The 19,589-nt window shown below is 63.6% G+C and carries 22 protein-coding genes; 11 read left to right on the forward strand and 11 right to left on the reverse strand.

Features of this window, described 5'->3' with window-relative positions:
• Positions 1–82 precede the first annotated feature (82 nt).
• A complete protein-coding gene (locus NG898_RS15590; RefSeq protein ID WP_252693257.1) occupies positions 83–610 on the reverse strand; it encodes an Lrp/AsnC family transcriptional regulator in 528 nt (175 codons plus the stop codon).
• Between the two features lie 148 nt (positions 611–758).
• On the opposite strand from NG898_RS15590, the gene kynB reads away from it, so the two are divergent.
• The 3 genes from kynB to kynA are packed head-to-tail and all read left to right on the forward strand — an operon-like array spanning position 759 to position 3,566.
• Positions 759–1,388 (forward strand): arylformamidase, encoded by a 630-nt coding sequence (gene kynB / locus NG898_RS15595; RefSeq protein WP_252693259.1) that lies wholly within the window; start codon positions 759–761, stop codon positions 1,386–1,388.
• Between the two features lie 47 nt (positions 1,389–1,435).
• On the forward strand, positions 1,436–2,689 hold the full coding sequence (kynU, locus tag NG898_RS15600) for a kynureninase (protein ID WP_252693261.1): 1,254 nt from the start codon (positions 1,436–1,438) through the stop codon (positions 2,687–2,689).
• Positions 2,690–2,729: 40 nt separating this feature from the next.
• On the forward strand, positions 2,730–3,566 hold the full coding sequence (gene kynA / locus NG898_RS15605) for a tryptophan 2,3-dioxygenase (RefSeq protein ID WP_392398023.1): 837 nt from the start codon (positions 2,730–2,732) through the stop codon (positions 3,564–3,566).
• A 10-nt stretch (positions 3,567–3,576) separates the two neighbouring features.
• On the opposite strand, the gene NG898_RS15610 is transcribed toward kynA, so the two are convergent.
• The gene (locus NG898_RS15610) at positions 3,577–4,401 is read right to left on the reverse strand and encodes an IclR family transcriptional regulator (protein ID WP_252693265.1); all 825 of its coding nucleotides are present in this window, start codon (positions 4,399–4,401) and stop codon (positions 3,577–3,579) included.
• A gap of 103 nt (positions 4,402–4,504) precedes the next feature.
• Between NG898_RS15610 and NG898_RS15615 the strand changes: the two genes are divergently transcribed.
• Together NG898_RS15615 and NG898_RS15620 are read left to right on the forward strand one after the other, a co-directional pair.
• Entirely contained in the window at positions 4,505–5,698 is a 1,194-nt protein-coding gene (locus tag NG898_RS15615) for an acyl-CoA dehydrogenase (RefSeq protein ID WP_045204570.1), read from the forward strand.
• 410 nt (positions 5,699–6,108) lie between these two features.
• Entirely contained in the window at positions 6,109–7,491 is a 1,383-nt protein-coding gene (locus NG898_RS15620; RefSeq protein ID WP_252693266.1) for an NCS2 family permease, read from the forward strand.
• Positions 7,492–7,639: 148 nt separating this feature from the next.
• Here NG898_RS15620 and NG898_RS15625 read toward each other — a convergent pair whose 3' ends face one another.
• Positions 7,640–8,278 (reverse strand): peroxiredoxin, encoded by a 639-nt coding sequence (locus tag NG898_RS15625; protein ID WP_252693268.1) that lies wholly within the window; start codon positions 8,276–8,278, stop codon positions 7,640–7,642.
• Positions 8,279–8,559: 281 nt separating this feature from the next.
• On the opposite strand from NG898_RS15625, the gene NG898_RS15630 reads away from it, so the two are divergent.
• From NG898_RS15630 to NG898_RS15640, 3 genes are all read left to right on the forward strand, one after another.
• On the forward strand, positions 8,560–8,886 hold the full coding sequence (locus NG898_RS15630) for an ElaB/YgaM/YqjD family protein (RefSeq protein ID WP_009238780.1): 327 nt from the start codon (positions 8,560–8,562) through the stop codon (positions 8,884–8,886).
• A gap of 140 nt (positions 8,887–9,026) precedes the next feature.
• Positions 9,027–9,404, forward strand: a complete 378-nt coding sequence (locus NG898_RS15635) for a phage holin family protein (RefSeq protein ID WP_027677941.1) — start codon at positions 9,027–9,029, stop codon at positions 9,402–9,404.
• Entirely contained in the window at positions 9,401–9,928 is a 528-nt protein-coding gene (locus NG898_RS15640) for a DUF3318 domain-containing protein (RefSeq protein WP_252693270.1), read from the forward strand. The genes NG898_RS15635 and NG898_RS15640 overlap by 4 nt, the downstream gene beginning before the upstream one ends.
• A 62-nt stretch (positions 9,929–9,990) precedes the next feature.
• Here the strand turns inward: NG898_RS15640 and NG898_RS15645 are convergent, their stop codons facing one another.
• Entirely contained in the window at positions 9,991–10,356 is a 366-nt protein-coding gene (locus NG898_RS15645; RefSeq protein ID WP_252693272.1) for a hypothetical protein, read from the reverse strand.
• Positions 10,357–10,666: 310 nt separating this feature from the next.
• Here NG898_RS15645 and NG898_RS15650 point away from each other — a divergent pair, with 310 nt between their 5' ends.
• From NG898_RS15650 to NG898_RS15660, 3 genes are read left to right on the forward strand one after another with little or no spacing between them, the layout of a single operon-like run.
• On the forward strand, positions 10,667–11,341 hold the full coding sequence (locus NG898_RS15650) for an ABC transporter ATP-binding protein (RefSeq protein WP_252693458.1): 675 nt from the start codon (positions 10,667–10,669) through the stop codon (positions 11,339–11,341).
• Positions 11,338–12,147, forward strand: coding sequence for an ABC transporter permease (locus tag NG898_RS15655; RefSeq protein WP_252693274.1), 810 nt, complete (start codon positions 11,338–11,340; stop codon positions 12,145–12,147). The genes NG898_RS15650 and NG898_RS15655 overlap by 4 nt, the downstream gene beginning before the upstream one ends.
• A gap of 1 nt (position 12,148) precedes the next feature.
• Positions 12,149–12,610, forward strand: coding sequence for an NUDIX hydrolase (locus NG898_RS15660; protein ID WP_252693276.1), 462 nt, complete (start codon positions 12,149–12,151; stop codon positions 12,608–12,610).
• An 11-nt stretch (positions 12,611–12,621) separates the two neighbouring features.
• Here the strand turns inward: NG898_RS15660 and NG898_RS15665 are convergent, their stop codons facing one another.
• The 7 genes from NG898_RS15665 to NG898_RS15695 form a co-directional block, all read right to left on the reverse strand.
• On the reverse strand, positions 12,622–13,524 hold the full coding sequence (locus NG898_RS15665; protein ID WP_252693277.1) for a TauD/TfdA dioxygenase family protein: 903 nt from the start codon (positions 13,522–13,524) through the stop codon (positions 12,622–12,624).
• 213 nt (positions 13,525–13,737) lie between these two features.
• Positions 13,738–14,223, reverse strand: coding sequence for a nucleoside 2-deoxyribosyltransferase (locus NG898_RS15670; protein ID WP_252693279.1), 486 nt, complete (start codon positions 14,221–14,223; stop codon positions 13,738–13,740).
• On the reverse strand, positions 14,220–15,284 hold the full coding sequence (locus tag NG898_RS15675) for a LacI family DNA-binding transcriptional regulator (protein WP_252693281.1): 1,065 nt from the start codon (positions 15,282–15,284) through the stop codon (positions 14,220–14,222). Before NG898_RS15675 ends, NG898_RS15670 begins: the two co-directional genes overlap by 4 nt.
• Before the next feature lie 79 nt (positions 15,285–15,363).
• Positions 15,364–16,338 (reverse strand): NAD(P)-dependent oxidoreductase, encoded by a 975-nt coding sequence (locus tag NG898_RS15680; protein WP_252693282.1) that lies wholly within the window; start codon positions 16,336–16,338, stop codon positions 15,364–15,366.
• 4 nt (positions 16,339–16,342) lie between these two features.
• Positions 16,343–17,623, reverse strand: coding sequence for an MFS transporter (locus NG898_RS15685; protein ID WP_252693284.1), 1,281 nt, complete (start codon positions 17,621–17,623; stop codon positions 16,343–16,345).
• Positions 17,624–17,682: 59 nt separating this feature from the next.
• The gene (locus NG898_RS15690) at positions 17,683–18,672 is read right to left on the reverse strand and encodes a sugar kinase (protein WP_252693286.1); all 990 of its coding nucleotides are present in this window, start codon (positions 18,670–18,672) and stop codon (positions 17,683–17,685) included.
• Between the two features lie 29 nt (positions 18,673–18,701).
• Positions 18,702–19,472 carry a sugar phosphate isomerase/epimerase family protein gene (locus tag NG898_RS15695; RefSeq protein WP_252693288.1) on the reverse strand — a complete coding sequence of 257 codons (771 nt, stop codon included), beginning with the start codon at positions 19,470–19,472 and terminating at the stop codon, positions 18,702–18,704.
• Positions 19,473–19,589 lie beyond the last annotated feature (117 nt).

Here is a 19,589-nt window from a genome sequence, read left to right on the forward strand (position 1 = left end):
TCCGGTCGACAACACGGGGGCCACTATCTGCGCATGCTTGCGGTAGGGGATTGATTCTCGTCAGAAAGTCCAGCGCTAGCGTCTACTTTGTCTTCCCGGGCTTGCCCACCCCTCCGCCTTCCAGCGGGCGCACGCCCCGCGCTTCCATCAGCAGCGCTAGGCCGCCATCGCGGTCCTTGATCGTACGCAGGACGATATTCGAACGGATATCCATCACACCGGGTGTCTTGTACAGCCGCTCGATGATGAATTCCGAGTAGTGCTGCAGATTCGGCGCCTGCACGCGCAGGATGTAGTTGCAGTCCCCGGTGATAATGTAGGCGGCAACGATCTCGGGCCAACTCTGCACGGCCGCCATGAAGGTCTCGTGCCAGCCCGTCACGTCCTGGCGCATCGACACCTGCACGATCGCTTCCAGTTCCAGCCCGAGCGCGGCGCGGCCCAGTTGCGCCCGGTAACCGGTGATGGCGCCGCCCTCTTCCAGCATCCGCACACGCCGCAGGCAGGCCGACGGCGACAGCGCCACGCGCTCGGCTAGGTCTTGGTTACTGATGCGGCCGTCTTCCTGCAATACCTGCAGAATGCGCAGATCAGTGGTATCGAGTTGCATTTGTCGTCGTTCTTTGCGTGATTTCTTTGATACGTTGAATTTTATGCGAATTCATCAAGATAGCGCGCACGATTATGCACACCCATTGCGCGTGGTTTTCCCTATCATTTCGGCACGGATTCATCGAATTTTCCGCCCTGGAGCCGCCTTGGAACGCACTTTGTGGGACATCAGCCCCGCCCTTTCGCCCGCCACGCCCACCTGGCCCGGCGACACGCCGTTTTCGCAGGAAATTGCGTGGAAGTTGGAAGGCGACTGCCCGGTCAACGTCGGGCGCATCACGCTCTCGCCGCACACGGGCGCGCATGCCGATGCGCCGCTCCATTACCGCGCCGACGGAGCTGCCATCGGGCAAGTGCCGCTGGATGCGTACCTTGGCCCGTGCCGCGTCATCCACTGCGTGGGTGTGGCGCGCGTTGAGCCGCAACACGTGCGTGAAGCGCTGACCGACACGCCGCCGCGCGTGCTGCTACGCACGTATGCACACATGCCGCAGACCACGTGGGACGACAACTTTGCTGCGGTCGCGCCCGAAACCATCGCGCTTCTCGCTGCTCACGGTGTCAAGCTCATCGGCGTCGACACCGCCTCGCTCGACCCGCAAACCTCCAAGACCATGGACGCGCACCACGCCGTCGGCAAACACGGCCTCGCCATCCTCGAAGGGCTGGTGCTCGACGACGTGCCAGCCGGCGATTACGAACTGATCGCCCTGCCGCTCAAGTTCGCCACGCTTGATGCAAGCCCGGTGCGCGCCGTGCTGCGCAGCCTGGCCTGATCGATACAACGACAGAACCCCAACCGCTTTTTCGCCCCCGCATTCACATGACCATCACCCGCAACTCCTGCCTCGAATGCGACGCGGCCGATCCGATCGGCTCGCTGCGCGACGCCTTTGCGCTGCCCGACGGCGTGATCTATCTGGACGGCAACTCGCTCGGCGCACGCCCGAAAGCTGCCCTTGCCCGCGCGCAGGAAGTCGTCGCCAACGAATGGGGCGACGGGCTGATCCGCAGTTGGAACCAGGCCGGCTGGTTTGAGCTGCCGCGCCGCCTCGGCAACAAACTGGCGCCGCTGATTGGCGCGCGCGAAGATGAAGTCGTCGTCACGGACACCACGTCGATCAACCTGTTCAAGGTGCTGGCCGCGGCGATTCGCGTGCAGCGCGAAGACGCGCCAGACCGCAAGATCATCGTTTCGGAAACGCACAACTTCCCGACCGACCTGTACATCGCTGAAGGACTGGCCGATCTGCTGCGCGACGGCTACAAGCTGCGCCTGATCGATTCGCCGGAAGAGCTGGAAGGCGCGCTGGGTGATGACGTCGCCGTGACCATGCTGACGCACGTCAACTACAAGAGCGGGCACATGTATGACATGGCGGCCGTCTCGGCACTGGCGCACAAGCACGGCGCCCTCGCCATCTGGGATCTCGCGCATTCGGCCGGCGCGGTACCCGTGGACCTGCACGCAGGCGGCGCGGATTACGCCATCGGCTGCACCTACAAGTATCTGAACGGCGGCCCAGGCTCGCCAGCCTTCGTGTGGGTGGCACCGGCGCTGCGCGAACGCTTCTGGCAGCCGCTGTCGGGCTGGTGGGGCCATGCGCGACCCTTCGCGATGGAGTCGCGCTATGCCGCCGATGCCGGCATTGGCCGCTTCCTTTGCGGCACGCAGCCAATCACGTCGATGGCGATGGTGGAATGCGGGCTCGACATCTTCGCGCAAACGTCGATGGCCGAACTGCGTGCCAAATCCCTTGCGCTGACCGACCTTTTCATCACGCTGGTGGAAACGCGCTGCGCGGGCTTCCCGCTCACGCTCGTCACGCCGCGTGACCACGACGTACGCGGCAGTCACGTCAGCTACGAGCACCCCAACGGCTATGCCGTGGTGCAGGCACTGATCGCACGAGGCGTGATCGGCGACTATCGCGAGCCGCGCATCATGCGTTTTGGTTTCACGCCGCTGTACACGAGCTTTGCCGATGTGTGGGATGCCGTGGAGGTGTTGCGCGATGTGCTGGAGACCGGCGCATGGCAGTCGGCCCAATTCAACGAACGTACGCTGGTGACCTGAGATGTCGAACCCGAATCAACCCGCAGCATCGGGCTGCCCCATGCATGCCGCCCAGAGCGAAGGCTGGCACGACGCACAGCTCGATTTCTCGAAATCGATGAGCTATGGCGACTACCTCGCGCTCGACCAGATCCTGAACGCGCAACACCCGCGCTCACCAGATCACAACGAGATGCTCTTCATCGTCCAGCATCAGACCACCGAGCTGTGGATGAAGCTGATGCTGCACGAGTTGCGCGCCGCACGGGATTGCGTGCGCAATGACAACCTGCCGCCCGCATTCAAGATGTTGGCACGCGTGTCGCGCATCATGGATCAGCTGGTGCAGGCGTGGAACGTGCTCGCCACGATGACGCCACCGGAGTACTCGGCCATGCGTCCGCACCTGGGGCAATCGTCGGGCTTCCAGTCGTATCAGTATCGCGAGATCGAGTTCATTCTCGGCAACAAGAACGCGGCGATGCTCAAGCCACACGCGCACCGCACCGAGCATTACGAACAGGTCAAAGCTGCATTGGAAACGCCGTCGCTGTATGACGAAGCCGTGCGTTACATGGCGCGCCACGGCTTTGCATTCGACGCGGATTGCGTCGAGCGTGACTGGTCGCGCCCGGTGACTTACAACGCTTCGGTCGAAGCAGCATGGCTGGAGGTCTATCGCGACCCGACACACCATTGGGAGCTGTACGAACTGGCTGAGAAATTCGTCGATCTGGAAGACGCGTTCCGGCAATGGCGCTTCCGGCATGTGACGACGGTGGAGCGCGTGATTGGCTTCAAGCGCGGCACGGGCGGCACCGAGGGCGTCAGTTACCTACGAAAGATGCTGGATGTCGTGTTGTTTCCGGAGCTTTGGAAGCTGCGCACCGACCTTTGATCGACGCAGCTCAGGCTGGCTCGGCCACTTGGCCGAGCCGCGCCGCAAACTCACGTAGCGCGGGAGCCAGCTCGCCTCGAATGCGCTCTGCGTCGGCCGCCGTGTAAGGCGCGCTGCAGCTCACCACGTAGGGCTCACGCTGGCTCGGCGCGAAGAACGCCACCGCACACGCGTGGATGGCTGGATGCCAGTCGCGCAAGGATACGGCGTAGCCATTGCGTATGCCGGCTTTCACTGCGTCATCTGCTGCGGCCCCTTCTGCCGCCCACTGCGCCGGCTGCTGCGTGCGCAATGCTTCGTACAAGCGCTCGCGCCGCGCCGCGGGCAACGAAGCCAGATACGCCCGTCCCATCGAACTCGACAGCAGCGACAGCCGCGAGCCCACGCCCAGCCCCGACGACCCGCTCATCGACGGGCTGTCGTGGCGGATCGTCTCCAGATACACCATGTCCAGGCGATCGCGCTTGCCCAGCGAGATCGATACGCCAAAGCGCTGCGCAAATGCGCTCATGTGCGGCCGCGCAAGCTGAATCACGTCGCTCGATGCCAGATAGGCAAACCCGAGCGCGAGCACGCCAGCGTCCAGCCCATATTTGCCAAGCGCGTCGTCGTAACGCAGGTAGCCAAGCGACACCAGCGTGCCGGCCAGCCGGCTGACCGTGGCTTTGGGAAAGCCCGTGCGCCGCACGAATTCCTGGTTGCCGAGCAGCGTGTCGCCCGGGCGGAATGCGCGCAGCAGCTCCAGCCCGCGCGCCAGTGCCGTGACGAAATTCGGATCGCTCGACTCGGCGGGCGCCGTGTCGAATTCGGGATCGGGGAGACGGGTCGTGCTCATGGCAAAAAAGCCCTGGAAATCGTCGGTGGTTGCGCTATGATAGCTCTAAATTTCGAAACTGTGTTCCGTATGTCGGAACAACAAAGACTCGGAGACTACCGCTGTGACCGCTCGCAACGCCTTCAATTGGGCCGACCCCCTGCTGCTCGACCAACAGCTGACCGACGACGAGCGCATGGTGCGCGACGCCGCCGCATCGTATTGCCAGGACAAGCTGATGCCGCGCGTGCTGGAGTCGTTCCGACACGAGAAAACCGATGCATCGATCTTTCGTGAGATGGGCGAGCTGGGCCTGCTGGGGCCCACGATTCCCGAGCAGTACGGCGGCCCCGGTCTGAACTACGTCAGCTACGGGCTGATCGCGCGTGAAGTCGAACGCGTAGATTCGGGCTATCGCTCGATGATGAGCGTGCAATCGTCTCTTGTGATGGTGCCGATCTATGAATTCGGCAGCGAAGCGCAAAAACAGAAGTACCTGCCCAAGTTGGCGACTGGCGAGTGGATCGGCTGCTTTGGCCTGACCGAACCGAACCACGGCTCCGACCCGGCCTCGATGATCACGCGCGCCAAGAAGGTCGACGGCGGCTACTCGCTGTCGGGCGCCAAGATGTGGATCACCAATTCGCCCATCGCCGACGTGTTTGTCGTCTGGGGCAAGCTGCCGAATGACAACGGCGAGGATGAAATCCGGGGCTTCATCCTGGAGAAAGGCTGGAAGGGACTGACCGCACCGGCCATCCACGGCAAGGTCGGCCTGCGCACGTCGATCACCGGTGAAATCGTGCTGGACGAAGTGTTCGTGCCGGAAGAAAACCTGATGCCGGGCGTGCGCGGCCTGAAGGGTCCGTTCACGTGCCTGAACTCAGCGCGCTACGGCATCGCGTGGGGCGCCCTGGGCGCTGCAGAGGCTTGCTGGCACATCGCGCGCCAGTACGTGCTCGATCGCAAGCAGTTCGGCCGCCCGCTGGCCGCCAATCAGCTCGTGCAGAAGAAGTTGGCCGACATGCAGACCGAAATCACGCTCGGCCTGCAAGGCTGCCTGCGTCTTGGCCGCATGAAGGACGAAGGCACGGCGGCGGTGGAAATCACGTCGATCATGAAGCGCAACTCGTGCGGCAAGTCGCTCGACATCGCCCGCGTGGCGCGCGACATGTTGGGCGGCAACGGCATCTCCGATGAGTTTGGCGTGATCCGCCACGTGGTGAATCTGGAAGTGGTGAATACGTACGAAGGCACGCACGATATCCATGCCCTGATCCTCGGCCGCGCACAAACCGGCATCCAGGCTTTCTTCTGATTGCGCTTTGTTTTTCCGGCGAGTTGGGGCACACTCGTGCACCACTCGCCACACCCGCTGCCGCACCTCTCGCCCGTCCTGGGCACCGTTGTTCTCCTTCCCTCGCGATATACCAATTTGCAAATGACCGGGATATGCCACGCCGCATGAATCGGCGGTAGCGCGCGTCTATGCTTCGGTCCAAGTGTCGGCGGATTGTTGGGCCGCACTCCCCTCACACCGATAGAACGAGCGCGCGATCCACACGCAGATTGCAGCGCCACGCGACAAAACCAATCGCGAGACAACGGTCTGGAGAATGCCGGCGCGCGTACGCAGGCACCCGTACCGATATCAAAACCAGAACAGGGCACCTTACGCGGACGACCAAGATCGGCCGGCGCGGAGTCCTGCCAGGAGACAAACCCACCATGGCTGAACAGTCCATTCCGTCGTCGACGGAACTTGGCGCCGCTGGCATCGCCGACGCGCGTGCCATTGATCGCTATTTCCAGATTTCTGCACGCGGCAGCACGCAAAAGCGCGAGGTCGTGGCTGGCATCACCACCTTCATGGCAATGGTCTACGCCGTGTTTGTCGTGCCGGGCATGCTGGGCAAGGCAGGCTTTGATACCAGCGCAGTCTTCGTCGCGGTGTGTCTGACCACCGCCTTCGGTTCTCTGCTGATGGGTCTATGGGCTAAGTTGCCGATCGCCATCGGCTGCGCAATTTCGCTGACCGCATTCATGGCCTTTGGGCTGGTGCTGGGGCAAAAGCTGACGCCAGAAGTCGCGCTGGGCGCCGTGTTCCTGATGGGCGTGGCCTTCACCGCCATCTCGGCTACGGGCGTGCGCTCCTGGATCCTGCGCAATCTGCCCTCGGGCGTGGCGCATGGCACGGGCATCGGCATCGGCCTGTTCCTGCTGCTGATCGCCTCCAACGACGTCGGGCTGGTGGTCAAAAACGCCGGCGAGGGCCTGCCTGTTGCACTGGGCCACGTCACCGCCTTCCCGGTCATGATGTCGGTGCTGGGTCTGGCCGCTATCTTCGGTATGGAGCGTCGTCGCGTGCCGGGGGGCATCCTGATCGTGATCATCGCCATCTCGATCCTGGGCCTGATCTTTGACCCGGCCGTGAAGTTCACGGGCGTGTTCGCCGTGCCTTCACTCGCCTCTGCAGGTCATGCCTCGCTGATCGGCGCAATGGATATCCGCGGTGCCCTCACCGCCGCCGTGCTGCCGAGCGTGCTGGCGCTCGTGATGACTGCCGTGTTCGATGCCACCGGCACGATCCGCGCCGTGGCCGGCCAAGCCGGTCTGCTCAACGACAAAGGCCACATCATCAACGGTGGCCGCGCCCTCACGGCCGATTCCATCAGCTCGATCTTCTCGGCGTTCTTCGGCGGTGCTCCGGCCGCGGCTTACATTGAGTCGACGGTTGGCGTGGCAGCAGGCGGCAAGACGGGCCTGACGGCTGTCGTGGTCGGCGTGATGTTCCTGGCGGTGATGTTCTTTTCGCCGCTGGCCGGCCTGGTGCCGTCGTACGCAACGGCCCCGGCGCTGATGTATGTCGGCCTGCTGATGCTCTCCAGCGTGAGTAAGCTGCACATGGACGACATGGTTGACGCGCTGTCCGGCCTGGTCTGCGCCGTGTTCATCGTGCTGACCTGCAACATCGTCACCGGCATCATGCTCGGCTTCAGCACGCTGGTGATTGGTCGCCTGGTGGCCGGCGAATGGCGCAAGCTGAACATCGGCACCGTGGCGATTGCCGGTGCTCTAGTGGCCTTCTACGCAGGCGGCTGGGCGATCTGATCGCTCACTGAACCGTCTTCACAAAAGACAAACCGGCCAGACCCGAAAGGGCTGGCCGGTTTTGTTTTGCCTCGGGACCTGAACCGGTTCCAACGCAAAAAAACGCCCGGCACAAGGCCGGGCGGCAATCACACTACCAAGGAGACGGTCACTTGTTGGGCTGGGGCGTCAGGCGCAGATACGGCCGCACCGCCTTGTAGCCCTTCGGGAACTTCTGCTTGAGGACTTCCTCGTCCTTCAACGACGGCACGATGACCACGTCGTCGCCGTCTTGCCAGTTACCCGGTGTGGCCACGCTGTGGCTGTCGGTCAACTGCAGCGAGTCAATCACGCGCAGCACCTCATTGAAGTTGCGCCCCGTCGAAGCCGGATACGTAATCGTCAGGCGAATCTTCTTGTTCGGATCGATCACGAACAGCGAGCGCACGGTAAAGGTCTCGCTCGCGTTCGGATGGATCATGTCGTACAGCTGCGAGACTTTACGATCGGGGTCGGCAATGATCGGGAAGTTGACGTTGGTGTTCTGGGTCTCATTGATATCGTTGATCCAGCCTTTGTGCGACTCGACCGAATCGACCGACAGCGCAATCGCCTTGACATTGCGCTTGGTAAATTCATCCTTCAGCTTGGCGGTCAGGCCCAGTTCGGTGGTGCAGACCGGCGTGTAGTCGGCTGGGTGCGAAAAAAGCACGCCCCAGCTATTGCCCAGCCATTCATGAAACTTGATGCGGCCTTCGCTGGAATCCTGCTCGAAATCAGGGGCGATATCGCCCAAACGTAGAGACATCGTGTCCTCCATACACAGATTGGGAACCACTATAGCCAGATTGCCATCCAACCAAAACGACTATAAATTCACAACAACATCACTTTTCGTCATTAGGCGCGGCATTTGCTGACAACAGGGTGGAAGGCGTGCGCACATTGCCGGACAATGGCCAAAGCATTGATCCATCGCAGGGCGCGCGACGCGAGCGCTTGAAGTTTCGCGGCGCCCACACATATGCTAGCGAATAAGCGCGTCGACATATTGACGATTGAACACCCCCCGACACCGAGGACCCGACCATGACGAACACTTCCCCCAACCTGGCCGATTCCGTCAATAAGGAGAAACTGATGACCGACGTGAAGACTGTACTGTCCGACGCTGAAACCCTGCTCAAACAAGCTGCGTCCAGCAGCGGCGAAAAGGCCGCGGAACTGCGCGAGCGCGGTATGGGGATGCTCCGCCAAGCCAAGGAAAAAGCGCAGGACCTGCAAGACGCGGTCGTCCACAAGAGCAAGGCTGCCGCACGCGCCACCGATGACTACGTCCACGATCACCCGTGGCAAGCCGTGGGCGTGGCGGCCGGCGTGGGCCTACTGATCGGCCTGCTGCTCAACCGCAAGTAAGCCGCAACACCCTTTCTGGCCGATGGCGCGCGCCCTGCGGATCGCGCCATCGGCCAGTTGCGTTTTGGCGGCTCCATTCCGGGCATGGCGCGTGCTGCGTTGGCAGCGGCGCTATCGGCTTTGCACCATTTCCACTCCTCATGACCGACGACACCAGCCCAAAGCTGTTCGCTTCCTTGAAGAAATTGGCCGGCACGGTCGTCTCGATGCTGCAGACGCGGCTCGAGCTGGCAAGCGTCGAACTGGCTGAAGAAAAAGAACGGCTGCTCGGCACCGCCTTCCTGGGCATGCTGGCCGTGAGCCTGATCGCCCTGTCCATCATGACGCTGACGGCCCTCGTGGTCATCCTGTGCTGGGATACGTATCGTTGGCAATCCCTTGCCGTGATGGCGGCGCTGTATGCGCTGGGTGCGGCGGCGTGCCTGTGGAAGGTACGCTCGCTGCTGCGTAACGCACCGCCGCTGTTCGAGGCCACACTGGCCGAACTCGACAAAGACCGGGAGATCCTGCGCCGATGACTGACCCCACCGAACACGCACCGCCGCCCGGCACGTCCGTGAACGAACCCGCATCGAGCGCGCGACATCATGTCCGTCCGTCACGCCGCGGTGGCGAGACACGCCTGCCACTGAGCGTTCGCAAGGAATTGCTGTTGACACGCGCCGCCCTGGAGCGCTACGACTACGCTCAAGCCCGCAATGATGTACATCGCGCCACCAGCCGCACCTTCAGCCTGGGCGGCCTTGGGGCGTTGCTGCCAAGCCTACTCCGCCCGCTGGCGCGGCCGAACAGCCTGATGCGGACGCTCGGCATTGCACGTGAATACCCGCTGGTCGGCACTGCGCTGTCACTCGCGTATGCAGGATTGCGCCGCACCGTCATCGGCCGGATCACGCGCAAGCTCGGCAAGGTGGGAATCGTGGCCGGAGCGGCCTGGTGGGGCTACAAAAAATGGCAAGAAGCACAAGGTGAGCCTGCCAGCGCCCCAACACCCGCCTCGAATATCGATCCTGACGAGATCATCCCTGGCAGCACCTCCTGAGGGCGACACACCCACCAAAAAGGCCGGACAATCCGGCCTTTCTCGTTTGCGGCAACGCAATATCAGTGCAGCGGAATCGGATGGCGCATGCGTTCCCAGCGCCGGGCCATGTTCTGGCGCAATCCAGCGAGCCCGTGCGGCTGCTCCGTGGCATCCACCTGGGCTGAAACGGGCTGCGCTGCCACATCCGCTTCATGCCCGATGCGCCGCCGGCCATGCCACATCAACGCACCGCTGGCAGTCCAGCCGATCACGAACAGCGTGTCACCAACATGCCGAAGGGAATCGGGCGATGTGCCCGCATGGAAGATGGCGCCGAGCATATCGGGAGGCAACTCCGCGCAGATCCAGAGAAAAATGGCCGGCGCCGATGCAAAGACTCCCGGCTGCCACCATGGGTGGGCAACTTGCACTTTGTCGGTCTCCATGGCGCCCTCCGTCGCTTCTTCTAGTGATGCTTCGATCCTATGTCTCGCATGCGCAAATGGCGACCCTCCGGTCGCTGAATGGCATGTCGGATTCGTCCGACATCGGCCACCCGTCAACGCTTTGAGGCTGCTCCATTTGGGCTAGGGGCCACTCCGCATGGCACGCGGATGGCGTAACCATGCGGCGACGGCACTGCGCCTGCGCGGGTGTGTTCAGGATTACGGCGGAGGCGCGCCACACCCGCTCATATGCATAATGCATAAAAGCGCCGCATTGATGCCGCACCGTATGCAACACACTCGCCCCACCATGCTGGCCGCCACCCACCTCCAACGCCGCGACGCACGCACCGGTGTCACGTTGCTGCACCCTGCCACCCTTGCTGTGCGGGCCGGTGATCGTATTGCGCTATCCGGGCCATCGGGCGCAGGCAAAAGCGTGCTGCTGCGCGCGCTGGCATTGCTCGATCCGCTCGATGGCGGGCACGTGACATGGCACGGTCAGGCGATTGGCCCGCGCGCCGTTCCGGCTTATCGCTGTCACGTGGCGTACATGCGCCAGCGCCCTGCGCTCCTGCCCGGTACGGTGGAAGACAACCTGCACATGCCATACCGCCTACACGCGCGGCGACACAGCGCCGGATTCGATCGCGACGCCGCCATCGCCCTGCTTGCGGGTGCCCAGCGCGACGCCAGCTTTCTCGACAAGAACGCCATCGATCTTTCCGGCGGTGAAGCGCAGATCGCAGCGCTGGTCCGCACGCTGCAGACAGGGCCGACCGTCCTGCTGCTCGACGAACCTACGGCCGCCCTTGACCCTGCCTCCGCACGCGCCGTTGAGGCGCTGTTGCAGCACTGGTTCGCTCAGGCGCCCGAGCGACATGCGTGGATGTGGGTGACGCATGATCCGGCGCAAGCGGAACGCATCGGCAGTCGGCATTGGCACATGGTTGCCGGGCAGCTCGACACGGAGCTCACGCGATGAACGGGCAGGACCTCTCGCTTTCCGCCTGGCAGGTCGGCATTGCGGCCGCGCTGATCCTCGTGAACGGCGCGTTATCCGTCGGGCTGGGGCTTGGGCTGGAACGCCGCTTGGCGTGGGCGGCCTTGCGGACCGTCGCGCAGCTGCTGGCGGTGGGCTTCGTTCTCGAATGGGTATTCGCTCACGCGTATTGGCCGGTGGTATTGGGCATCGTGGCCGTCATGACGTTGATTGCAGGGCATGCAACCGGTAGCCGCGGCGCGCGCGGCTATTCGGGCCTGCGATGGGACGGCACGTTGTCGGTCTTCGGCAGCACGTGGCTGATCGGGGTGATCGGACTGATGGCCGTATTGCAAGCGCGGCCGTGGTACGAGCCGCAATACGCCATCCCGATCATGGGGATGATTCTGGGGAACACGCTCACCGGCGTGGGGCTTGCCCTGGAGCGCATGACCGGCGAACTCACGGCCACGCGAGACCAGGTGGAGACCATTCTTGCGCTGGGAGGCACACGCTGGGAGGCGGCGCGCGATGCCGCACGCGCGGCCGTGCGCGCCGGCATGACGCCGATCATCAATCAGATGACCGTCGTGGGCGTAGTGAGCCTGCCCGGCATGATGACGGGCCAAGTGCTGGCAGGGCAGTCTCCGCTGGAGGCCGTGCGCTACCAGATCGTCATCATGTTTCTGCTGGCGGCGTCTTCGGGCTTGGGGACGGTCGCGGCCGTGCTGCTGGCCTATCGCCGGCTATTCAGCCGCGAGCATCAATTGCTGACTGCGCGCATCACGCAACGCGACGGAGCGAAATAACATGCCGATCGCCCTATCCTGCGGCCTCGTGCTGCTCAACGAAGATGGCGATGTGCTCCTCGCCCACGCTACTGAAACGCGTCACTGGGACATCCCCAAAGGCGCGCCCGACCCCGGCGAGGACCACCGCGACACCGCCCTGCGCGAGACGCGCGAGGAAACCGGTCTCGTGCTCGACAGCCACGCCCTGATCGAACTGGGCAGGTTTCCGTATCGCCGTGACAAGGAGCTGCACCTGTTCGCCACACGCGTGCGCCGCGCAGAAGTTGCACTCAACACGCTGACGTGCACGTCGATGTTCAACAGCTATCACACCGGCCGACTCATCCCCGAGATGGACGCGTACCGCTGGGCCACCGCGGACGAGGTGCCGAAGTATGCGAGCCAATCGCTCACGCGGTTGTTTGCACAGACGTTGACGCTGGCGAGTATTGATGCCCGCCTGGCCGAGGCCGGGCTGTAGACGAACGGCACCTAAATCGGCACATCGCCTTCAATCGTCGTGCGATGCAGCGTGCGCCGAAATTTATCCGGACACCCTGGCGCGAAGTGAATGGTGGATCTGTTATCCCAGAACAGCATGTCGCCGACGCGCCAGCGGTGCGTGTAGACGTTGTCGGCGCGGACGCTGTGGGCGAAGAGCTGCTCCAGCACGCTCGTGCTCTCGTCTTCCGGCAAACCCAGGATGTGCGAGGTGAAGCCTTCGTTGACGAAGAGCGCGCGCTTGCCCGTTTCCGGATGCGTGCGCACGACGGGGTGGTCAACCGGCGGCACGGCGGCGCGCTGCGCTTGCGTGAGTGGCGGGCGCCAAGTCGACAGCGCGCGCAATCGCTCGTAACGGTACACATACGAATGCACCGCGCGGCGGCCTTCGATCATGCGCTTGAGATCAGCGGGCAGCGTTTCGTATGCGCGGACCATGTTGGCAAACAGCGTGTCACCGCCCTCTTCCGGCAACTCGCGCATCAGCAGCATCGAACCGAGGCTCGGCAGCGGCTTGTATGACAGATCCGAATGCCAGTCGCGCCCCGCATCGCCCAGACCGATCGGCTGGCCGTTCTCGACCACGTTGGAGACAACGAGAATCTCCGGGTACCCGGTCAAATGGAACTGGTTCAGCACGTGCACCTGCTGCGGCCCGAAACGGCGGCTGAATGCCACCTGCGCCTGCGGGGTGAACTGCACATCACGGAAGACGAGCAAGCCGTCGTGTGCGAGCCACGCTTGGCGGATGGCGGCGATGTCAGCGGCAGAGAGGTCCACCGCATCGCCCAGGCCCAGAATCTCTGCGCCCAGCGGTGCGTCCGGCAAGCGGCGAACGTGGAATCGGGCCGTGTGAACGGCAGGTGCATCAGCGGCAACAACGGCGTCGGACATGACGTAAGCGCGTGGCAATAGACGAATTCCACATTACACCGCCCGCGCCCGTCGCGTGCCAACGAAGGAATGCTCAGATCGATACGCGTTCAGCCGCAGACGGTGGCGTCAGGCAGGGTGCCTTCCATCGCGTACCAGTCGATGGGGCGGGCACTATACGGACCGCTCCGACCCCCGAAAGAAGCAATCTGCATACGCATGTCGAGCGCACGACTATGCGTAGTGCGAGCGCATGCGCTCCAGGCACGCGCGCACATCACCCACGACGAGGTAGCAGCTGCAAGCAATCATGAGATTGCGCGGCAGGCCGAAATCTTCCACGGCCCAGCCGTCTGCATCGTTGCCGCTGGTGTTCAGCACTTGCCCCAAGAGTGGCACCGCCGGTACGTTGTAGCACCACACATCTTTGCCACGGGCGATGGCGTAGCCGATTTCGAAGCACGTGCCGGAATCGGGTTCATAGCCACGAAAGTCCGCTACGTTGGCAAGCACGGCGTCGGCGGAGTCGATCAGCGCGATGTTCTGGCGGTAGATCTCCGCGGCGGTCGCGGGGCCATCGGCCTGGGGCGCGATCGTGTTATCGAACGGATACAGGCCGATGTAGCCGAACTCCGCACACAGCGTCTTGAGCGCTTCGCCATGCGCGATGGGATCAGGACGGAAAACGTCCGGCCCGGCAAGATACAGGCGCAACGTCATGACGCCTCCTCCACCGAGTGCACCGTCGAAGCACGCTCGACCAGCGTACCGGGGAGCAACACGACTCGGGCATCGCCGCTCACACCTTCGATGCGTTCATGCACGAATTCGACCGCCTTGTAACCGATGTCGTATGTCGGTTGCCGGATCGTGGTGATGCCGATCAACTCCGCCCACTCCGGATCATCGATCGACAGCAGCGCCGCCCGCTCCTGCCAAGCCGTGCCAAATCGCGTGCGCAGATGCCGCGCGACGACCAGCGCAACCGGCGCGTTGGCAACAAACAGCGCCAGTCGCTTTCCGTCCCGCTGGTGCACCGCTTCGATGCGTGCATCGATCTCTGCCAGCGCACGCTCGACTGAGGCCGGGTCGTTCAGGTCCAGCACCACAGTCGGCTCCGCTGGCTGGCCTCGCGCTGCCATCGTCTCTCGGAAGGCGAGTTCGCGCTCACGCCGCGAACTGACCTGCTCAAACGGCTGCACGATGAACAGGATGCAATCGAAACCTTGATCCAGCAAATGCTGCACCCCCAACCTGACGGCGTCGCGGTTATCGAGGCCCACCAGGTCGGCGTCGAACCCTTCGACCGTGCGATCCACCAGCACGGCAGGAATGCCGCCGCCCCGCAGCGGGCGCAACACCGCCTCTTCTGCACCGAGCGCGTTAACGATCAGTCCCTCGACCCGGTACGTTGTCAGCAACTGGACGAACCGGCGCTCCATCTCGATCTCGTTTGCGGCGTGGCAGATGAGCGGCATGTAGCCAAGCGTGTGGCAGGCCGCCTCCACGCCTTGCAGGACTTCGATCGTGTAAGGATTGGTCAGGTCGGCGACCAGCATGCCGAGCAGGCGATTGCGACCACGCTTGAGGCCGCGCGCCATCTGGTTGGGCCGGTAGTTCAACCGCTGGATGGCGGCTTCGATGCGCTGTCGCAAATCTTCGGAAAGGACCTGCATCTCGCCGTTCAGATAACGGGACACGCTGGTCTTGCCGGTTCCCGCTTCGCGGGCCACGTCGGTGATGGTCGCTGGGCGCGAGGAGGAGGATGGGAAATCAGTCACGATGCGCTTCAGAATAGTCCGTCGGCGCGAGAAGCCGGAGCCAGGGTGCGAGGATCATAGCGCAATCCCCACGCCCCGCTCATGAGCCGCGGGCCCGCTCCAGCACCTGCGGATTCACGAGGTTCTCACGCAACGTTCCAGCCAGCGCCCTGACCAGGTTGTCGGCTGCGCAGCGGGCCATTGCGTGTCGTGTCTCGTGCGTTGCAGAGCCGATATGGGGCAGCGCCACCACGTTCTTCATCGCCAGCAATGGCGAATCGGGCGGAAGCGGCTCGTGCTCGAACACGTCCAACCCCGCGCCGCGAATCGTGCCATTGCGCAATGCATGGATGAGCGCTGCCTCGTCAACGACGGGGCCGCGCGACGCATTGATCAGGATCGCACTGCGTTTCATTTTCGCCAGTTCCGCCGCGCCGATCAGGTGCTGCGTTTCGGGCGTCAGCGGCACCTGCAGGCAAACAAAATCGGCTTCGGCCAACAACGTGTCGAGCGTCACACAGCGCGCGCCGTACTGCGCTTCGGCCTCGGGATGCGGATGCCGGTTCGTGTAGAGCACATGCATCCGGAACCCAAGCGCCGCGCGGCGCGCCAATGCCGCACCGATCCGACCCAGCCCGACGATGCCGATCGTCTTGCCCTGAACGTCCGTGCCGTAAAGCTCTGGCCCGATGCTGCGCTGCCAATTCCCGGCCCTGACCCACTCGGCAAGCTCCACGACACGCCGCGCCGACGCGAGAATCAGCGAAAACACGGTATCGGCGGTCGACTCGGTCAACACATCTGGTGTATGCGCCAGTGCAATGCCTCGGCGCGTGAGATCAGGCACGTCGAAATTGTCATAGCCGACGGAGATCGTGGACCACGCCTTGAGCCGTGGCGCGCGGTCGAGCATCTGGGGCGTGATCTTCAGGCTTGCACCGATCGCGCCCTCGGCGTTGGCAAGCGCCTCGGTCAACGCCGCAGCACCGTCGACCTGCACGAGCTCGACATGCTGGCGCAACTGGGCGGCTACATCATCGGGCAACGGCTTATACGCAACGACAAGAGGTTTCATCAGCTCACTTTCCAGGCACGGGGTGGGCAAGCGCATAAGCATCACGCGGTTGCGGCTTGACGCAGAGCGTGAGGATCACGGCGGCCAGAAGCGCGGCGCTCATGAATGCGTACGACGCCAGCGGTGAGCCGGTGGCACCGTTCAGGTAGCCCACGAAGTACGAGCCAACAAACGAACCGAGGGCACCCATGCTGTTGATCAGCGCCATCGCGCCACCGGCAACGTTCTTCGGCAGCAGCTCCGGCACGATGGCGAAAAACGGGCCGTACGGCGCATACATCGCCGCGCCGGCAATGACGAGCAACGCATACGACATCCAGAAATGCGTGGACCCAAGCCCATACGATGCAGCGAACGCCGCCGCACCCACCAGCAGGAACGGCCAAACGAAGCCGCGCCGCGAACCCAACTTGTCGGATGCCCACGACGCAGCGAGCATCGCGATGGTGGCAGCAAGATATGGCAGCGCCGACAACCAGCCCGTCTCGACCATGCCAAGCGACGAGCCGTTCTTCACGATCGATGGCAGCCACAGCACGAAGCCATAGACGCCGATGCTCCAGCAGAAGTACTGCGCGCACAGCTTGATGACGACCGGCGAGCGGAAAGCCTCGCCATAGTTGCGCATCGGCTTGATGGCCGCCTGCTCCGCCGCCAATGCCTGGTCCAGGTCGCGCTTTTCCTGTGTGCTCAGCCACGATGCCTGCGCGGGCTTGTCCTGCACCAGGCACCACCAGCACACGGCCCAGATGATGGCAGGCACGCCCTCGGCGATGAACATATGGCGCCAGCCGAACTCGCGCACGAGGTAGCCCGACACCACCGACATCCAGAGCACCGTCACGGGGTTACCGAGGATCAGAAACGTATTCGCGCGCGAACGCTCCTGCTTGGTAAACCAGTTGCTGATGTAGATGAGCATGGCCGGCATAACGGCCGCCTCGACCACACCCAGCACGAACCGGATCGCCAGAAGCGAGGGAATGTCACTCACGACGCCCGTGAGCGCAGCGCACAAACCCCACAACACCAGGCTGATGAAGACGAGCTTCTTCACGCTCCGGCGCTCGGCATAGATCGCACCCGGAATCTGGAAGAAGAAATAGCCGAGGAAGAACAGCGCGCCAATCAACGACGACAGCCCCTGGCTGATCCCCAGATCGTGATTGATACCGGCCGCCGCCGCGAAGCCATAGTTCGCGCGATCGAGGTAGGCCAGGCTGTAGGTGATAAAGACGATCGGCATGATCATCCACCAGCGCCGCGCAGCGAGTTGCGTTGCCATGGTTGTGTCTCCTTTGATGGTTTGCGTCGCCCGCGAGGGGCGGCAGTCGAAGCGCTGCGTTACACGCTGGAAATGGGTTCCGGCTCGCGCATCATGCGGGCCGGGCGCTCAAGCACATCGAGCTCGGCGCGAGTGGGCAGGCCTTCGGAATCTCCGATCACCTGGATCGCCAGCGCGCCGATACGGTTGCCGCGCGCAACGGCCAACTCGGGTGACTGCCCTTCGAGCAGCGCGCTGACAACGCCCACGGCAAAACCGTCACCCGCGCCCACCGTATCGACGACGCGCTCCACACGGACGCCATCGGCGATGCCTTCTGCACCGTCGGCGGTCCGGTAGTACGCGCCGGCAGCACCCAGCTTGATGGCAACACCACGAGCACTTTGATCGAGATAGAAGCGCGCGATATCGGCCGGGCTGTCATAGCCGGTCAGTTGCTGCCCCTCGGCCAAGCCGGGCAGCACCCAATCGGCAAGCGCCGCCAGCGCGTTCAGCGTGCGCGCCATCTCCTCAGCGGACGGCCACAGCGTTGGGCGCAGGTTCGGGTCGAAAGAGATTGAACCACCAGCTGCGCGCATCTCGCGCGCGAGGTGGAATGCAAGTTCACACGACGACGCTGAAATCGCGGGGGCCACACCCGTCAGATGCAGATGGCGAGCGCCGAGCACATAGTCGGCGACATAGTCGGCGCGCGAGAGGTGGCTGGCAGCCGAGCCCTTGCGAAAGTACTCGACACGCGGGTCGCTGCCGTCGTCGGCCCGTGACTTCAGTTGGAAGCCGGTCGGAAACTGCGGGTCCACCGCCACACATGAGGCATCGATCCGTTCGCGTGCCAGCGTTTCCAGCACATATTCGCCAAACGAATCCTGCCCCACCCGGCTCACATAACCGACGCGAAAACCCAGCCGGCTCAAGCCGATGGCCACGTTCAGGTCGGCACCCGCAATCCGCTTGGTGAACTGCGTGGCCTGCGCGAGCGGCCCAGGCGCCGTCGCCACGAACATCGCCATGGCCTCGCCGTAGGTGATGACATCCAATGTATGTGACATGCGTAAGCTCCTTTGATGTCGAGTCACGGTCAGGCGGCCTTGAGCCACGTAACATGCCGATGCGCATCGACAGCGAGATCGACCGCGTCGAATGGAAATTCGATGCCGCGCGGAACATCGCCGGGCAATGCCGCCAGCACAGCGGCGAACCGCGCATCGTTGCCCGCGGGCGCCACCGCAAAACGGCGTGCACCCTCGCCCGCGACGCTTTTGCAATGGATGTATTCAACGTACGGAGCCAAGGCCCGTGCACACGTCAGCGGGGCTTCGCCCGACCATTCCCAGTTGCCGATGTCGAACGTCATGCCCAGCATGTCCGCCACGCCCGCCCCTTCCAATGCGTCGAACAAACCTCGAAACTGCGCCAGCGAGCCGCCCACGGCCTGTTGACCGTTCTCAACGAGCACCCGTGCGCGCCAGCCTTGCAGCAGTTGAGCCAGCACGCCTGCCGAGGCATCGCCTGCAAAACCGCCAAGCTGAAACTTCACGATGCGCGCGCCCAGACTTTGCGCTTCGAGCAGCGCGCCGCGGATAGCGACCGCGTCCAGAGCACCGTCGTCCGTGTACAGCATGGCCGGCGTCGAATAAACCGCCCAGAGACCATGCGCGGCAATCAGCCGACCCAAGGCAGCGAGAAGCGTTGTCGATACCGCGCCATCGAGCCCCGCCGGCAACAGTTCACGCCGCACCTCGAAGCCGGCGGCACCGACCGACGCGGCCACGGGAACATAAGCGTGATGCCCCTGCTCAAGCACCTGAGCGGCGCCAAACGCGCTTGCCACGATCACGATATCCGCCATTTGTGCACTTTTCTCCGTATGGAACCGGTTCCAACAGAGGATATGGTGGTGGTTGGTAGCTATGAGCGCTATAGAGGAAATCCCTAGCGGCGCCGGCAGAATGCGACGCGCCGGCCA

This window comes from Ralstonia mojiangensis, assembly GCF_023955645.1.
In the GTDB taxonomy this organism is placed as follows: Bacteria; Pseudomonadota; Gammaproteobacteria; order Burkholderiales; family Burkholderiaceae; genus Ralstonia; species Ralstonia mojiangensis.

Excerpts from the sequence above, each read along its gene's own strand:
- NG898_RS15590 (WP_252693257.1), bottom strand. The coding sequence starts at position 610 with ATGCAACTCGATACCACTGATCTGCGCATTCTGCAGGTATTGCAGGAA.
- kynU (WP_252693261.1), top strand. The coding sequence starts at position 1,436 with ATGACCATCACCCGCAACTCCTGCCTCGAATGCGACGCGGCCGATCCG.
- kynA (WP_392398023.1), top strand. The coding sequence starts at position 2,730 with ATGCATGCCGCCCAGAGCGAAGGCTGGCACGACGCACAGCTCGATTTC.
- NG898_RS15610 (WP_252693265.1), bottom strand. The coding sequence starts at position 4,401 with ATGAGCACGACCCGTCTCCCCGATCCCGAATTCGACACGGCGCCCGCC.
- NG898_RS15620 (WP_252693266.1), top strand. The coding sequence starts at position 6,109 with ATGGCTGAACAGTCCATTCCGTCGTCGACGGAACTTGGCGCCGCTGGC.
- NG898_RS15625 (WP_252693268.1), bottom strand. The coding sequence starts at position 8,278 with ATGTCTCTACGTTTGGGCGATATCGCCCCTGATTTCGAGCAGGATTCC.
- NG898_RS15630 (WP_009238780.1), top strand. The coding sequence starts at position 8,560 with ATGACGAACACTTCCCCCAACCTGGCCGATTCCGTCAATAAGGAGAAA.
- NG898_RS15635 (WP_027677941.1), top strand. The coding sequence starts at position 9,027 with ATGACCGACGACACCAGCCCAAAGCTGTTCGCTTCCTTGAAGAAATTG.
- NG898_RS15640 (WP_252693270.1), top strand. The coding sequence starts at position 9,401 with ATGACTGACCCCACCGAACACGCACCGCCGCCCGGCACGTCCGTGAAC.
- NG898_RS15645 (WP_252693272.1), bottom strand. The coding sequence starts at position 10,356 with ATGGAGACCGACAAAGTGCAAGTTGCCCACCCATGGTGGCAGCCGGGA.
- NG898_RS15650 (WP_252693458.1), top strand. The coding sequence starts at position 10,667 with ATGCTGGCCGCCACCCACCTCCAACGCCGCGACGCACGCACCGGTGTC.
- NG898_RS15655 (WP_252693274.1), top strand. The coding sequence starts at position 11,338 with ATGAACGGGCAGGACCTCTCGCTTTCCGCCTGGCAGGTCGGCATTGCG.
- NG898_RS15660 (WP_252693276.1), top strand. The coding sequence starts at position 12,149 with ATGCCGATCGCCCTATCCTGCGGCCTCGTGCTGCTCAACGAAGATGGC.
- NG898_RS15665 (WP_252693277.1), bottom strand. The coding sequence starts at position 13,524 with ATGTCCGACGCCGTTGTTGCCGCTGATGCACCTGCCGTTCACACGGCC.
- NG898_RS15670 (WP_252693279.1), bottom strand. The coding sequence starts at position 14,223 with ATGACGTTGCGCCTGTATCTTGCCGGGCCGGACGTTTTCCGTCCTGAT.
- NG898_RS15680 (WP_252693282.1), bottom strand. The coding sequence starts at position 16,338 with ATGAAACCTCTTGTCGTTGCGTATAAGCCGTTGCCCGATGATGTAGCC.
- NG898_RS15685 (WP_252693284.1), bottom strand. The coding sequence starts at position 17,623 with ATGGCAACGCAACTCGCTGCGCGGCGCTGGTGGATGATCATGCCGATC.
- NG898_RS15690 (WP_252693286.1), bottom strand. The coding sequence starts at position 18,672 with ATGTCACATACATTGGATGTCATCACCTACGGCGAGGCCATGGCGATG.
- NG898_RS15695 (WP_252693288.1), bottom strand. The coding sequence starts at position 19,472 with ATGGCGGATATCGTGATCGTGGCAAGCGCGTTTGGCGCCGCTCAGGTG.